This window comes from Eubacterium sp. BIOML-A2, from assembly GCF_009680135.1.
In the GTDB taxonomy this organism is placed as follows: Bacteria; Bacillota; Clostridia; order Lachnospirales; family Lachnospiraceae; genus Faecalicatena; species Faecalicatena contortus_B.
This window is the reverse complement of record NZ_WKZK01000008.1, coordinates 119,687-135,684: the sequence shown is the minus strand read 5'-3', so window position 1 is coordinate 135,684 and position 15,998 is coordinate 119,687. Positions and strand designations below refer to the sequence as shown.

Sequence of the window (15,998 nt, the reverse complement as noted above, 5' to 3'; positions counted from 1 at the left end):
AGCGTTTCTGACAGGTTCAGTCAAGGGTGGCGTACGTAACCAGTAGCCATCAAGCACACAGAAAAAGTGATTGACCCAGAAAATCCTTCATTTGCTCTATAAAAATGAAAATAAGTTTACCACATCACAAATTGCTGCGGAATTAAAAGTCAGCCCAAGAACAATCAAGGCTGATATAAAGAAGATCAGGGAGATTCTGGAGAAAAATTCCTGCAGTATTAAGACAAAGCAGGGGGTTGGCCTTTGGCTGTATTATGATGAAGCCGGAGAACAGTTTCTGCAGTCAGTCTTGTATGAGATGAAGGATTCCTACATCTCATCGGATGTGAGGAAGTATTACGTTGCTGCTTATTTGCTCTTACATAATAAAAAGTATATATCAATGGAATCAATTGCAAACCTACTTTACGTGAGTAAAGGAACGATTGTGAATGATGTATCGGAGTTGATTTCCTTCTGGGAGAAATTCGGTATTACCTTCATAAAGAAAGTAAAATACGGGATTAAGGCAGAAGGTTCGGAAACACAGATTCGATGGGCGCTGACAGATGTTCTGAAAAAGGTCGGCGGAAAAAGCGGAAGAATTGAAAATGAGAAGATACAGACGCTGTTTACAAAAGTGCGGCTGGAAAGTTTAAAGCGTATCATCCGATTGGCAGAGAATCGGTTCCATTTTGTATTGACGGATATTTCTTTTGATGAACTTTTGATTCAGCTTGCGATTCTGATAACGAGAGTTCAGATGGGATGTGTGACAGAGCCGGAGGAAAAAAAGAAACAGGCCAGTGAAGGAAGAAAAGCCTGGTTTGTAAGCCGTTATATTCTGGAACAGATATATGAACAGTTGGATGTTGAAATTCCGGAATCTGAGATTACATTTTTGATGACGTGTCTTCTGGCAGTCAGATATCAGATTCCTATGACGAAAGAAAAGGACAGAGAGAAAACCCGTGCCAGAGAGCCTCAGATGTTTGATGATATCATGTCACTTCTACAGGAAGTGGACGAACAGTATCAACTGCAGCTGGAGGAAGACAGCGAATTGGCATGCGCGCTGTTCGATCACCTGGAATGTATGGTTCACAGGTTCCAGAGCATGATGTATCTGGAAAATCCGATTTTGGATGCGGTGAAAAAGGAAATGTTCTACGAATATGAGATTGCTTCTTATCTGATATCAAAGTTCGGACAGAAATACGGACTGGAGACGACGGAGGATGAGATCGGCTATGTCTCATTTCACATAGGAGCAGCCATAGAACGAGCACGACAGAAAATGAAAAAAAATCTGTCTGTCACAATTATATGTATGACCGGTATCGGAACGTCACAGTTTGTTTCCATGAAGCTGAAACGATTGTTTCCGGAAATAGAAATCAAGCAGATTATTTCGGGAAACCAGGCAGATAGTTTAGAACCGGAGGCACAGGATTTTGTAATATCAACAGTGCCTATTTATAAAGAAGGAATCGAAGTGCTTCATGTATCGTCGGTTTTGAGTGAAACGGATATTCAGAGAATCCGAAAATACATTCAGAAAAAAACAAGCCATCTACAGGAAGAAAATACTGAATATTTTTACCTAAAGAAGTTTTTGAATAGTTCCATCTCCATTATGAACTGCGATTTGAAGTCAAAAGAAGAAGTAATCAAACTTCTGGGAGGAAGGATGATCAGCGAAGGCTATGTAGATGAAGGGTATATACAGTCTGTATTTGAAAGAGAAGAACTTTCGGAAACTTCAGTAGGCAGTCTGGTAGCTATACCGCATGCATTTGAAGGGCACATACGTAAACAGGGAATTGGATTCATGACTTTACAGAAACCCATCATATGGGGCTCAGAGAAAGTACAGATTGTCTTTATGCTGGCGTTGGATGCAAAGGTGGAGAATAACTTTCAGCGGATTTTCAGCGATGTGCTGGATCTGACACGAAATATAAAAGATGTTGAACAGGTATTAAGAGCAAAAAAATTTAGCGAGATAGATATTTTGACAAAGGCATAGACATGCAGGAAAGGAATAAACACAATATGAATGTATCAGAAATGGTGAATGAAAAGCTTGTAAATTTTGGATATGAAGCCAAGACAAAAGACGATGTAATCAAAGGACTTGGCAAAATGATGTATGATGCAGGGAAAGTAAATGACCTGAATAAATATATTGAAGGACTTTACGAAAGAGAGGCCGTATTTTCCACGGGGGTCGGAAACGGTGTCGCAATACCCCATTGCAAATCAGACTGCGTCAGAGAAGCAGCATTTACGCTGGTTAAACTAAAAAATTCGGTGGAATGGGAAACACTGGATGGACGTCCGGTTGACTACGTGATTATGCTTGCTGCACCAAACACATCAGATAACGCACATCTTGAAATGCTTTCCAAGCTGGCAGCGAATCTGATGGATGATGATTTCCGGGAAACGCTGAAAGGTGCATCTACAGTCGAGGAAATCAAAGCGTTGTTTTCATCAAAAAAGGAGGAAGAGTAATATGTATATTTTAGGAGTGACAAGTTGTCCGGTTGGGATTGCACATACCTATATGGCAGCATCCAATCTGGAAAAGACTGCAAAGAAAAAAGGTCTGGAAATCAAAATCGAAACGCAGGGGGCTGCCGGTGTTGAGAATGAGATTACAAAAGAAGACCTTAAAAGGGCAGACGCAGTGATTATTGCGAGTGATGTAAGAATAAAAAACGCCGAGCGTTTTGACGACCTGCCGACACTGACCGTCGGTGTCAGCGAAGCAATCAAAGATGCAGAAGGAATTATAAAAGAATTATTGGAGGCGTTAGAATAATGGCAGAAATCAAAAGAAAAACAAAAAAGAAAAGCCAGGGAGCTTTTCTGAGAGATTCTATTATGACAGGTATTTCCTACATGATTCCGGTAATTGTAGGAGCAGGTGTAATTCAGGCAATTGCAAAGGCAATGGGCGGATATGATATCGGAAACCACATGGATCAGATTGATACAATTGCAAAAGCAATCATGCTTCTCGGACAGAATATGATGAACTATGTTGTACCGGTTATTGCAGCATTTATCGCATATGCGATGGCTGATAAACCGGGACTTGCACCCGGATTTGTAATGGGTGCTCTTGCAGGCGCAATCAATACCGGATTTGTCGGCGGGGTTGTCGGCGGTATCATGGTTGGTTATTTTGTACTTATGTTAAAGAAGATTAAGGTGCCAAAGGCAATACAGGGTATCATGCCGATTCTGGTCTATCCGGTAGTCACGACACTGGTCTGTGGTCTGCTGATGTATTATGTGGTAGGACGCCCAATCAGTTGGTTTATGGCATGGCTTACCTCAGGACTGATGGCTCTGAGCGGTGGTTCCAGATTCGTACTTGGTGCAGTAATCGGGGCAATGATTTGTCTGGATCACGGCGGTCCTATTAACAAAACAGCAGCTCTGTTCGTAAACGGACTGAATGCTGACGGATTCTTAATTCCTACTTCGGCTAAAATGTGTGCAGGCATGACATCTCCTCTGGGAATTGGTCTTGCATGTTTCATCGGCGGAAAAAAGAAATTTACAGAAGCTGAAAGAGAGCAGGCAAAATCACTGTTTATCCTGTCGTGCTGCTATGTACAGGAAGGGGTTATCCCATTCCTGATGAAAGACCCGGTTCGTGTTGCAATTTCCTGCTGCACAGGAGGTGCGATTACAGGCGGTCTGTGTATGATGCTCGGACTTGAGTCTCCGGCAGTTCATGGTGGTGCATTTGTTATTGCCATGACATCCAACCCGCTTTTGTTTATCGGTCTTTGGTTGTTAGGCGGTTGTATTACAGGCGTACTGTATGCAGTCCTCAGAAGACCACTGCCGGAAGGATATGTAGAAAGCGAAGAAGACATTGTATCTATTATCTAATTTCTCAGAAAGGAAGAAGCTTTGGCTTTTTCCTTTCTACACTTAAAGCAGAACCAGACAGACGGCTAGATATATTTTTACCGGGCGCCGAAAAGTATGTACGGCAGCCCGGGGTATAAGGAGAGAAATAATATGTATGTATCAATGAAGGATATGCTCTGGCATGCACATAAAAATAATTATGCAGTCATGGCAATCAATTGTGTAAATATGGAACAGGCGAAGGCGATTATCCAGTCGGCAGAAGAAGAAAAATCCGCGGTAATTATCAACATTTCCCCCCGTCAGATGAAAGCCCACGGACATGGAGATATCCTTGCTCCGATGGTAAAAGGAATGGCAGAAAAAGTATCAGTTCCGGTTGCATTCAATCTGGATCACGGCGCTGACCTTGAAGATATTACAGCGGCCATGAAATATGGATTTTCAAGTGTGATGATTGACTCTTCCAGTTATGATTTTGAAGAAAATGTCAGAAGAACACAGCTGGTAGCTTCTCTTGCACACGGCATGGGACTGTCCTGTGAGGCAGAATTAGGACATGTAGGAATGGCGAAAGAGGCAGATAACGAAAAGGCAGACTTGTACACAGATCCACAGCAGGCTAAGGAATTTGCAGAGAAAACAGAATGCGACTGCCTTGCAGTGGCGATCGGAACGGCTCACGGAAGTTACCCGAAAGGATTTGTCCCAAAACTGGATTTTGACCGTTTGAAATTATTAAAAGAGACACTGCAGATGCCGCTTGTGCTTCATGGCGGTTCCGGTGCCGGAGAAGAGAATATCAGAAAAGCAGTAGCATATGGAATCAATAAGATCAATGTATGTACAGACTTGTTTAAGCATGCGAGAATCGCAACAGCAAAGGCTCTGGAGGCGAATCCGGAAATCGATTATATGGATCTTTGTATTGCGGCACAGGAAGCAATGAAAGATTTTATTAAGAGTTACATGAGAGTGATCGGTTCCAGCGGCCGCTATGATTTCGACAAGTATGAAGGGCCGGAGTTAGACTGATGGATTGAAAAAAGAAATACATTCTTTCCGACAATCGGCGGGGAATGTATACGAGGTGGACTATGGGACAGGATGTTTGGTTGGAATTACTTCCGGGGCTGCTCCTGGCAGTGGGAATGATTGCGGTTTTTAAAGGCGGAAGCGGATGGTATCTTTTTCGCCGGAGTATCTATAAAGAGATTTATTCTAATTACCTGGAATATGCAATGAGGAAGAAAAGCCTGACAAAACTGTCGGAAAGCTATTACCTTGATTCGCGGTTCGGCAGGCACAGGATTTTTTATCAGCTTGCCGCTGCGAAAGGGGAAAAGACCCCGCAGGCTTACGTTATCATCTTGCTGACCAGCGGAATGTATGTATTGGATATTAAGAATCAGACCGGCCAAATTGAAGCGTCAGTCCGGGGGGATTTTAAATATCAGGCAGTTGAAAAAGAAAAGAAAGGCAAAAAAGCCAAAGTAGAAATCAAAATGATGCGTAATCCTATGGATGAGATACAATATTTCCAATCGCAGATTATTCGGAAACTAAATAAAAAAGAACTTACGATTCATCCGATCGTCGTGTTTCCTGATGCGAGTACATTGACATGGAAAGACGGGAAAATACCGGATTTGGTTGCGGTCATTCACAGAAAACAAGTGTATCAGACAATGAAAGAGATACATGAGAAGAAAGCAGATGTTTTCAGTGAATCAGAAATAGAGCATATGTATCTGGCGCTTGCCGGAGAGGTGCTTGAAGCTGAGAAAAATAAACGATTCGGCTTCAGAAAAAAAGAGGTGTAATCATGTTAAATGGAAAAGATGTATGGAATATGTGGTTTCAGAAGGAGATGGGTGACCTGACTGTCGGAGACCGGACCGTTTATACTTTTCCGAAGATGAAGAAAAGTTTTTACGAGATGCTGAAAGATACGGCAGAAAAATTTTCTGAAAAAACAGGCCTTTGCGATAACTGGGGGCGCTGTTACAGTTATCAGGAATTTCTTCACATGGTGGATTCCATGGCGGCATATCTGAAATATGTGCGTCATTTGGAAAAAGGGAGTCATGTGGGACTGCTTTTAAATAATGGAATTGAATTTGCAACATCCTTTTATGCATTATGTAAACTGGGGGCCGTAGCGGTGCCGTTTCCGACAAAATACCGGGAACCGGAAGTGCGCTCTTTGATTGAAAAAGCGGATCTGCAGGGAATTCTGGCGAGTGAGGATTACGGATGGGTTCGGTCTTACAGTGAAGCCGGAGTCTTCGTAGAGGTAACGGCAGATGAAGAGGAGGGATATGGTTTTGCAGAGGCAGTCGCAAAAGGAAATATCTCAGAGATGATGTGTGCGGAGCCGGGGTGTGGTGAATTGAATGATGAATTTATCCTGATGTTTACGTCAGGGACGACTTCTGCAAGTAAAGGCGTTATTTTAAAAAATTATAATGTCAATCATGCGGTGATGATTTATCAGAAATTGCTGGAACTTGGACCGGAGGATAAAACAATCATTCCCGTACCGATTTATCATATCACAGGTTTGGTGGCGCTGCTTGGGCTGTTTGTCTATATCGGCGGAACAATCTACCTGTATAAGCGGTACGATGCAAAGCGGATTCTTGAAGGTGTGAAGAGGGATGGAATAACATTTATGCACGGCTCACCGACCGTATTCGGACAGCTGTTGGATTACAGAGAGGAATTCCCTGAGCTTCCGGGTATCCGGACACTGGCATGCGGCAGCAGTTATATGCCGGTGGAAACGATGAAGAAGCTGCACCGCTGGATGCCGCTGATGAAATTTTGCAACGTTTATGGAATGACGGAAACTTCTTCACCGGGAACGGTATTTCCGTATGATGCTGCCACAAGTCTGTATCCTGGGTCAGAGGGGAAACCGGTCCCGGGGCTGATGCTGAAAATATTGGATGACGATGGCCGGGAAGTGCCGGACGGTACGGTTGGAGTCGTATATTTAAAAGGTGCAAATATTTGTGAATATTACTATCATCTGAAAACCCCGCTGATTACGGAAGACGGATGGCTCAATACCGGAGATATGGGATATATCAACGAGGACTCGTATGTTTTTATTGTAGACCGGAAAAAGGACATGATAAACCGGGGCGGAGAGAAAATCTGGTGTACAGATGTGGAAGATGAACTTGTTGCGGTCGAGGGGGTTAAAGATGCAGCAGTGGTAGGGATTCCGAGTAAAAAGTACGGAGAAGTGGCTGCGGCATTGATTGTTCTTGAGAGCGGCGTGCAGATGACAGCAGAGGAACTGAAGGCGGATTTGAAGAGTCGTTTGGCAAAGTTTAAGATACCGGAGCAGATTTTATTTGCAGATGCAGTTCCGAAGACACCGGGACTTAAGACAGATAAAAAAACAATCAAAACGATGTTTGCTGGTGCGGACAGAATTTCGTAAGAAGAGGGTTTGCGGCGAAATGAGATGAAAGAGAGAGGAAAGAAGTTATGCTGAAAGCAAATTTTGTGAGTGCGAAGGAAGCGGCTGCTAAGATAAAGGACGGCAATACTGTCTGTACGATTGCGATGACACTGGTAAGTGCCAGCGAATCTATTTTAAAGGAACTGGAAAAAAGCTATCTGGATACAGGACATCCGTCAAATCTGACGTTGCTTCACTCTTGTGGGCAGAGTGACCGCAAAGACGGAATTCAACATCTGGCACACGAAGGTATGGTAACCAAAATCATCGGTTCTCACTGGGGCTTGCAGCCGCGTTGGATGGACATGATTGCAAACAGCCAGGTTGAGGCGTACTGTCTGCCGCAGGGCCAGATTGCACAGCTATACCGGAGCATGGCATGTGGCCTGCCGGGAAAAATGTCAAAAGTCGGACTGGGAACATTTATTGATCCACGTGTGGAAGGCGGAAAGATGAATGAGCGGACAAAGCCGCTGAAAGATATTGTAGATATCATCGAATATGATGGTGAAGAGTACATGTTTTACAAACAGATACCGATTGATGTATGCGTAATCCGGGGTACGGTTTGTGATGAGATGGGAAATCTGACAACCACCGAAGAGGCTATGAAACTGGAAGTGCTTCCGGCGGTTCTGGCTGCCAAAAGGTACGGCGGAATCGTGATCGCACAGGTCAAACAGGTTGTACAGACAGGTACTATCAATCCGAAGGATGTGACGGTCCCGGGAGTATTTATTGATGATATTGTTGTCTGTGAGAACCCCCGGGAAGACCACCGGCAGACCTCTTCCTGGTATTTTGATCCGTCGTACTGCGGACAGGTACGGGTACCGCAGGGCAATATTCCTCCGGCGCCGTTTAATGAACGGAAATTCATTGCCCGAAGAGGAACGCAGGAATTATATGATGGTGCAGTCGTGAATCTTGGAACAGGAATTCCAAATGATATGGTCGGAAAAGTGTGCAATGAAGAAGGGGTTTCCGATGATATTATGATTACCGTAGAGTCAGGAATCTACGGAGGAGTCCAGGCCGGAGGGATTGATTTTGGGATCGGTCAGAACCTGTATGCAATGATCGGACATCATGAGCAGATGGATTATTACAACGGAGCCGGTGTCGATATTACATACATGGGGCTTGGAGAACTTGGAGAGGACGGCAGTGTCAATTCGACCAAGATGGGATCGAGATGTACAGGTGCAGGCGGCTTCATTGATATTACGCAGAATGCGAAGAAAGTAGTATTTCTCGGAACATTTACGGCGAGCGGAGCAAAATATCAGTTTGCTGACGGCAGGCTGACCATTTTACAGGAAGGAAAAATCCGCAAGATGGTAAAACAGGTTGCACAGTTGTCTTTCAACGGACCGATGGCCAGAGAAAAAGGCCAGGAAGTTACGATCGTAACAGAACGTGCAGTATTTTGTCTCTGTAAAGAGGGCGTGGAACTGATAGAAATCGCGCCGGGAATAGATTTACAGACACAGGTGCTGGATATGATGGATTTTCAGCCGCTTGTCAGCCCAAAGCTGAAGCTGATGGATGAGAGATTATTCATCCAGGATGGTCCGTTTGGACTAAGGTTAAAAGAAAAATCCTTGAAAATAAAGGGAAAACGAATTGACTAAATTGGGAGGTAATTGGGAATGAAAATTGCAGTAATTGGTGCAGGACTTATGGGAAGCGGTATCGCACAGACATGTGCGCAGGCCGGATATGAAGTGAAGAATATTGATGTGTTTAAACCAGCGATTGAAAAGGCAAAGGAGAACATAGAGAAAATATTTGTAAAGAAAATTGCCAAAGGAAAAATTACAGAAGCAGAGAAAGCCGAAGTACTTGAAAGACTGACATACAGCAGTAATATGGAGGATGTAAAAGGCGCAGATCTGATTATCGAAGCAGTTCCGGAGAAAATCGATCTGAAAAAATCCGTATTTGAGCAGCTGGATAAACTGGCTGATCCGGAGACTCTGATAGTGTCCAACACGTCAGGATTAAGTATTTCAGAAATCGCAGCAGCAACAAACAGACCAGACAAAGTAATGGGGGTACATTTTTTCTATCCGGCTCCGGTTATGAAATTGGTAGAGCTGATTCGCGGAATTGCAACTGCAGATGAGACTTACCATAAAGTAAAAGAATTTGCAATTGCGATTAAAAAGACAGTGGTAGATGCACCGGAATATCCGGGATTTATCGTAAACCGCGTACTTGTACCGATGCAGAATGAGGCAGCATTCATGGTAATGGAAGGCTGCAAACCGGAAGATGTCGATAACGCAATGAAACTGGGATGCAATTTCCCCATGGGACCATTGGAGCTGACAGACTTTGTAGGTGTGGATGTTATGCTTGCAACGATGACAGGACTGTACAACGGTTTCCATGACAGCAAGTACAGACCATGTCCATTGCTTGAGACTATGGTAAAAGCAGGACATCTTGGAAGAAAATCCGGACAGGGATTCTATAAATACGAATAAGATTTCAGAAATTTCAGAAAACGAAGGGCAAAGGGGTCAGACCCCTTTGCTGGGTGAGAGGAGAGACAGTGATGAAAGAAGTAGTAGTAGTCAGCGGCGTTAGACTTCCGGTTGGAAGTTATGGCGGCAGTTTAAAAGATATTTCAGCAATTGACATGGGTGCGATGGTAGTAAAAGAAGCAGTGGATCGTGCGGGGATTGATCCGGCGGTCGTAGATGAAGTAATCATAGGGCAGGTTGGGGAGGTTGCAGAGAATGGATTTGCTGCAAGAGCAATCAGTTTGAAAGCAGGAATGCCAAAAGAGACAACTGCATATTCTGTAAACCGTCAGTGTGGTTCCGGATTGCAGTCCATTGCAGAGGCTGTGATGGAAATCCAGACAGGTCAGGCAGAAGTGGTAGTGGCAGGTGGTTCTGAAAATATTTCTCAGCTTCCGTATTATGTAAAGGATGCCCGCTGGGGAGCAAGAATGGGACACAAAGTGTTTGAAGATGGTGTGATTGATATCCTGACATGGCCGCTTGACGGAAATCATAATGGTGTAACAGCAGAAAATGTTGCTGAAAAATATCACGTAACAAGAGAAGAACAGGATGCGTTTGCAGTACAGAGCCATCAGAGAGCCTGTGCGGCAATCAAAGCAGGAAAGTTCAAGGATGAGATTCTTCCGGTAGAGTTAAAAGACCGTAAAGGAAATGTAACAATATTTGATACAGACGAAGGACCGAGAGATGGGCAGAGTATGGAAAAACTTGCAAAGCTTCGGCCTTGCTTTGTAAAAGGCGGTACGGTAACAGCTGCAAACTCTTCCACCTTGAATGATGGTGCGGCGGCAGTTGTCGTTATGTCAAAAGAAAAAGCAGAAGAACTTGGAGTATCTCCGAAGTTAAAAATCGGAGGTTATGCAATTGCAGGGTTTGATGCAGAACTGATGGGATATTCACCGAAGTTCTCCAGTGAGAAGCTGGCGGAAAAATTAGGTCTGGATCTGAAATCCATCGATATGTTTGAAATTAATGAGGCATTTGCGAGCCAGGCATACGCAGTAAGCAGAGATCTCGGACTGGATCCTGAAAAAGTAAATATTTATGGCGGCGGTATCTCCATCGGCCACCCGATTGGCGCGACCGGTACAATGCTGACTGTAAAGGTGATGTATGAATTGATGCATACAGATAAGAAAGATGCGATGATCAGTATGTGTATTGGCGGAGGACAGGGAATTTCCATGTACTTTACAAAATGTGAATAAGAGATGATACCGCTAAAAGTTGTTTAGATTGAGTCCGAAAATGGGGCGCTGTCGGGAAATAGATAATCCGCACAGCGCCCCATACCCAATTCTAAAAAATTCTGATTTCCAAAATAATCTGATAAATATGTGAAATTAACACAATTATTGATTAATTTATAAAAAAAGAATAAAGTGTGTTGACAAAGATGAGCTTGTATGATATTATCTAACTAATCCAAGAGAGATAAATAAAAAAGAAAAAGATATCTCAAAGGAAATCATCTGAATGGACATAAATAAAAATGTTCCATTAGATTAAAATATCAGATGAAGGAGGAAAGGTCCAATGGACAATTCGACATCATTTATTAATCAATATGTTAGTGGTACGGCAAATGGAAGTTCCTGTGAAGAAGAGACCTTTACCGATATAAGATAAAGGAATCCAGTACAAAAGAAGAATGAAAAGGATTTAATCGGAGAGTTCTGAAGCTGGATTAAAATCAACGATTTACCATTTGCAGACGTATTGAATATAGATACCACATATAACAGAGTTCCTGACATGTGTAAAGAAACATTAACAGGATATCATTTCATAAAAAGTGTACATAGTTATAGAAGAAATAGCTTAATAGGATGCCGGAATATTGTTAACAATACTGCGGGAACCAAACAGCTATAGGATGAATAACCTAAGGTTATGCTTTAGAATTATGAATCGATACCAAGAGCGAAAGTGATTGGGTTCTAGTTGTATAATCGATTTGTATATTGAAGGACAGGAGGTTTAATAAGCCAGTCTTAGTGAACAGACTGAAGCATCAATAAACAAAGCGGTAAAGGTCTTACAGGAACGTAAATCAGGAGATTCCTCCGATTTATAAAATATATAGAATGAGAAAATTAAATAAGTCTTAAAATGCATCTTCAATGTTAATTGAGGATGCATTTTTTTGACATTGAGGAGGGCTTATGGTAAACTAAGGACAGAATTATCTGCACATGTGCGTATAAACGGGCGTATGCCGGATAAAAGATATAAATAATATTATATGAACGAGGTGAGTGCAGTGGATAAGTACGAATATAAGTTAAAGACAGAACAGATGCTTGAACTTATGGAAAGCGGTGCATATAATAAAGCCGCCGAGATTGCGGATACCATCGACTGGAAGAGAGTCAGAAACGCCACTATGCTGACGAATGTCAGTGACATATATGAGAGGAACGGGGACAATCAGAAGAGTTATGAGGTTCTGAATATTGCTTATCATCGTGCAGAAGGCAGCAGGAAGGTTATCTATCGTTTATGCGCTCTGGCACTTAAAACGGGAAATGTGGATGAAGCCATTGACTATTATGATGATTTTATGCAGGTTGCGCCGAAGGATCCCAACCAGCATATTTTGAGATACAAGATATTAAGAGCCAGAAGGGCTCCGGTTGAGCAGCAGATTGAGGCTCTCGAGGAGTTTAAGAAGGCAGAGTACATTGAAGAATGGGCGTATGAACTGGCCAGATTGTATCAGGAGGCCGGTATGACGGCAGAGTGTCTGGAGGAATGCGACGACCTGATTCTGTGGTTCAGCGAAGGGAAGTTTGTTTATAAGGCGATGGAACTCAAGATGCAGTATAAACAGCTGACACCTTCACAGCAGGAGAAGTATGACCATCGCTACGAAAAGATTGAATCAGAGACAGAAGAACTTCCTGACCTGACAGAATATCAGGCGAGGAAGGCAGCTCTGACGTCAGACGAGCTGGACGGTGATGAGGCGGATGACACGGACGCGCCGGCAGAAGTAGATGAGGGTGTGTATGAACCGGCAGATGACGATGAGGTTCCGGCTGAAGAGGATTCAACAGAGCGGGAGCCGAATCACGAGGAGATGCCGGAGACAGAAGAGGAGCCGGATGACCTTCCGGTAGATGAGACGGTGCAGAGACTGGAGCAAAAAGGAATTGGCAGCAGGATGAAGCTGGAGGATGCTCTGCAGAGTCTTTTGCGGCCTAAAAAGGAAGAACCTGAGCCAGAAGAGGAAGAGCTTGAAGAAGAAGATGTGCCTGAGCTTGAGGCGGCAATCGAGGAGATCGAATCAGTAATTGATCTGGAACTTGTAAATGAATATGCAGTGAAGCGTAAAAGAGAGATTCACTTTGACAAAGATTTGGAAGAATTGAAAGCGGAACCTCTGGAGGAAGAACTCTCCGATGATATAGAGGAAGATCCGTCTCAGGAAGAGACTGCGGCAATCGAAGCTGCGGATGAAGAACTGCAGGAAGCGGCAGAGGAAATTATCAGCGAGGTATTCTCTGAGGAAGCTCAGGGGGCGGCGGAAGCGGGACTCTTAGAAGAGACAGCAGAGACGGAAGGTATTGACGGCGATTTACTGGAAGAAGTTCTGGAATCGGCAGAAGCGGAGCTTTGGGATGAGGAGCCTTTGGAAGAGGATGTGGATTCTGCAGAAGAACCATGGGATGAAGAGGCGTTAGAGGATACAGAGGAAGAGCCGTTGGAGGAAGAACTGCTGGAAGATTCAGAAGAAGAACTGTTTGAAGAGGAACCAGTGGTAGAGCAGGCAGCGGAGCTGTCGGAGGACTCTTATGAGGAACTGCTTGAAGAAGAGCCAGTGGAAGAACACGCAGTAGAAGAGTTACAGGAAGAGCCAGTGGAAGCGCTGCCGGAAGAAGTGCCGGCATATGACTTAGCAGAAGAGATTACCGGGAACGAATTACTGGAAGATTCCGGGGAAGAACTGCTGGAGGAAGAGTCCAATTATGGTTTAGAAGAGGAATTTACCGAGGACGAATTACTGGAAGATTTCACGGGGGATCTGCCGGAAGAAGAGTCTGCGTATGGTTTAGAAGAGGAGTTTAACGAGGATGAAATAGGGGAAGATTCTACGGATGATCTGCCGGTCGAGGAACACCCGTATAGTATAGAAGAAGAATTCTCAGAGGAAGACATATTGGAGGATGCAGAGGAAGAATTCCCGGAGGACGAACCGTTCACAGAAAAAGAAGTTGAACTTCAGGAGGAGCCAGATGTAGAAGAATCTGAGAGAATAGAAGAAGCAGCAAAAGCAGATAATATTAAGCAGGAGAATAAAAAGCCGGTGAATGACGATCAGGTTGAAGGCCAGCTCAGCATCGAAGATATATTGATGGGTATGGGACATGATGAGCAGAAGGAACCGGCAGAAGAGGACAAGATGGAAGAAAAGAAGAAAAATGCGGAACCGATACTGCCGCCGGATATTCAGAGACTGATAGATGAGATTGAGGGGGTGCTGCCTGAGGAGCCTCAGCCGGTGAGAAGAACGGCGGGACGGGCTAACGAACCACGTGAGAATATGGGAGCAATTACGCAGCAGCTCCGTATCGACGATATTGCAGAGTTCCTGGATGCTTCAGACGATCTGGAGGAAGATATGGAAGGCTTTATTGACGATCTTCCAGAGGAAGTTGATGAGTTTGCTCCAAGGACAGAACAAGAGGCATATGAGGATGACTATGCCGGCGAGTATGAAGACTCTTATGAAGAAGAGTACGATGATGCAGAGGAATCCTATCAAGACGAAGAAGAGGAATTTACGGCAGAATATGAAGAAGCCGATGAACTCTATGATGATGAATATGACGACGGATATGACGGACAGGATGAATTTGAAGAGGAGTACGAAGAAGATTATTCTGAAGATGAGTTTGATGACGGTGAAACATATGAGGAAGACTACGAGGATGCCGGGACAGAATCATATGAAGAAGAGTATGATCAGGATTACTATGATGAGTATGAGGAGGAACTGGCAGAATACGATGCAGAGGAGCCTTCTGATGATATAGAAGATATAGCGGCTGGGCTGGAAGAAGAGTTCCGCCCGAATCCGGAGCATGCGGAGGGATTTGACGACAGGGAGATTCCAGACGATGATGACGGTATTGATATTATGTCTGCAACGACCCCGCTGAGCCGGAAAGAGACCGCTAAGATGATTGCTACAGGCAAGACTGCGCCGCTTCCGCTCAATGAGATATCCGATGCCCTTTCTATGTCAGACACGGGATTTGTCGTCCATGGAAGATATGATCTGGAGACACAGAGCGGGATCGGGACAAGGGCCGGACTTACCGAGGAGCAGAAAAAGTTATTCTCCTATTTTGTTCCGGTACGCGGCATGAGTGAGCAGCTTGTGGATGTACTTGAACAGGATCATAACTGTTCAAACCGCAATGGAACTTCCAAAACGGGCAACCTTCTCATTATTGGAAATAAAGGGAATGGAAAAACAGTTCTGGCTGTGGACGTTGTAAAAGCAATCCAGAAGCAAAGAAACATCAGACAGGGTAAGGTTGCAATCGTTACGGGCGATTCTTTGAATAAGAAGAAGATCAGTGATATTTTTGAAAAATTGTACGGCGGAGCTCTGATCATTGAGAAGGCTGGGAAGCTGAATGAAAAGACCGTGGCAAGGCTGAATAAGGCGATGGAAAGAGATACGGGAGAGATGATGGTGGTTCTGGAGGAACAGAGAAAGCCTCTGGACAGACTGCTTTCTTCTAACAGGGAGTTCCGCAGGAAGTTTACAAGCCGTCTGGAAGTGCCGATTTTCATTAACGATGAGCTTGTAACATTCGGCCAGACGTATGCCCAGGAGAACGGATACCGAATCGATGAGATGGGAATTCTTGCACTATACAGCAGGATTGATGCACTTCAGAGAGAGGATCATGCAGTTACAGTAGCTGAAGTTAAGGAAGTCATGGATGAGGCTATGGAGCATTCTCAGAAGGCATCTGCTAAGAAGCTGGTAAAACGAGTATTTGGCAAAAATACGGATGATGCTGACAGGATTATCTTGTCAGAAAAGGATTTTAATATATAATAGTGAAAAACAGACAGATTCTGCCGAGTCTGTC

At 44.0% G+C, this 15,998-nt stretch carries 11 protein-coding genes; all 11 read left to right on the top strand.

Annotated elements, in window-relative coordinates:
* Nucleotides 1-70: 70 nt before the first annotated feature.
* Nucleotides 71-2,008, top strand: a complete 1,938-nt coding sequence (locus tag GKG43_RS05085) for a BglG family transcription antiterminator (protein ID WP_129878831.1) — start codon at nucleotides 71-73, stop codon at nucleotides 2,006-2,008.
* Nucleotides 2,009-2,034: 26 nt separating this feature from the next.
* Entirely contained in the window at nucleotides 2,035-2,496 is a 462-nt protein-coding gene (locus GKG43_RS05080) for a PTS sugar transporter subunit IIA (RefSeq protein WP_050639375.1), read from the top strand.
* Nucleotide 2,497: 1 nt separating this feature from the next.
* On the top strand, nucleotides 2,498-2,806 hold the full coding sequence (locus tag GKG43_RS05075) for a PTS fructose transporter subunit IIB (protein WP_025654041.1): 309 nt from the start codon (nucleotides 2,498-2,500) through the stop codon (nucleotides 2,804-2,806).
* On the top strand, nucleotides 2,806-3,891 hold the full coding sequence (locus GKG43_RS05070) for a PTS fructose transporter subunit IIC (protein ID WP_129878830.1): 1,086 nt from the start codon (nucleotides 2,806-2,808) through the stop codon (nucleotides 3,889-3,891). Before GKG43_RS05075 ends, GKG43_RS05070 begins: the two co-directional genes overlap by 1 nt.
* Before the next feature lie 132 nt (nucleotides 3,892-4,023).
* Nucleotides 4,024-4,908, top strand: a complete 885-nt coding sequence (locus GKG43_RS05065; protein WP_129878829.1) for a class II fructose-bisphosphate aldolase — start codon at nucleotides 4,024-4,026, stop codon at nucleotides 4,906-4,908.
* A gap of 62 nt (nucleotides 4,909-4,970) precedes the next feature.
* On the top strand, nucleotides 4,971-5,696 hold the full coding sequence (locus GKG43_RS05060) for a nuclease-related domain-containing protein (RefSeq protein ID WP_050639378.1): 726 nt from the start codon (nucleotides 4,971-4,973) through the stop codon (nucleotides 5,694-5,696).
* Between the two features lie 2 nt (nucleotides 5,697-5,698).
* On the top strand, nucleotides 5,699-7,327 hold the full coding sequence (locus GKG43_RS05055; RefSeq protein ID WP_129878828.1) for a class I adenylate-forming enzyme family protein: 1,629 nt from the start codon (nucleotides 5,699-5,701) through the stop codon (nucleotides 7,325-7,327).
* Nucleotides 7,328-7,374: 47 nt separating this feature from the next.
* The gene (locus GKG43_RS05050) at nucleotides 7,375-8,982 is read left to right on the top strand and encodes a CoA-transferase (protein ID WP_050639380.1); all 1,608 of its coding nucleotides are present in this window, start codon (nucleotides 7,375-7,377) and stop codon (nucleotides 8,980-8,982) included.
* 18 nt (nucleotides 8,983-9,000) lie between these two features.
* Nucleotides 9,001-9,840, top strand: a complete 840-nt coding sequence (locus GKG43_RS05045) for a 3-hydroxyacyl-CoA dehydrogenase NAD-binding domain-containing protein (RefSeq protein WP_129878826.1) — start codon at nucleotides 9,001-9,003, stop codon at nucleotides 9,838-9,840.
* A 71-nt stretch (nucleotides 9,841-9,911) separates the two neighbouring features.
* Nucleotides 9,912-11,093, top strand: coding sequence for a thiolase family protein (locus GKG43_RS05040; RefSeq protein WP_050639382.1), 1,182 nt, complete (start codon nucleotides 9,912-9,914; stop codon nucleotides 11,091-11,093).
* 1,055 nt (nucleotides 11,094-12,148) lie between these two features.
* Nucleotides 12,149-15,964: a hypothetical protein gene (locus GKG43_RS05035; protein ID WP_243125821.1), complete on the top strand. Its 3,816-nt coding sequence runs from the start codon at nucleotides 12,149-12,151 to the stop codon at nucleotides 15,962-15,964.
* Nucleotides 15,965-15,998: the final 34 nt, after the last annotated feature.

Bases quoted from the DNA above. Each gene is read 5' to 3' on its own strand.
- GKG43_RS05080 (WP_050639375.1), top strand. From the start codon at position 2,035: ATGAATGTATCAGAAATGGTGAATGAAAAGCTTGTAAATTTTGGATAT.
- GKG43_RS05075 (WP_025654041.1), top strand. From the start codon at position 2,498: ATGTATATTTTAGGAGTGACAAGTTGTCCGGTTGGGATTGCACATACC.
- GKG43_RS05070 (WP_129878830.1), top strand. From the start codon at position 2,806: ATGGCAGAAATCAAAAGAAAAACAAAAAAGAAAAGCCAGGGAGCTTTT.
- GKG43_RS05065 (WP_129878829.1), top strand. From the start codon at position 4,024: ATGTATGTATCAATGAAGGATATGCTCTGGCATGCACATAAAAATAAT.
- GKG43_RS05060 (WP_050639378.1), top strand. From the start codon at position 4,971: ATGGGACAGGATGTTTGGTTGGAATTACTTCCGGGGCTGCTCCTGGCA.
- GKG43_RS05055 (WP_129878828.1), top strand. From the start codon at position 5,699: ATGTTAAATGGAAAAGATGTATGGAATATGTGGTTTCAGAAGGAGATG.
- GKG43_RS05050 (WP_050639380.1), top strand. From the start codon at position 7,375: ATGCTGAAAGCAAATTTTGTGAGTGCGAAGGAAGCGGCTGCTAAGATA.
- GKG43_RS05045 (WP_129878826.1), top strand. From the start codon at position 9,001: ATGAAAATTGCAGTAATTGGTGCAGGACTTATGGGAAGCGGTATCGCA.
- GKG43_RS05040 (WP_050639382.1), top strand. From the start codon at position 9,912: ATGAAAGAAGTAGTAGTAGTCAGCGGCGTTAGACTTCCGGTTGGAAGT.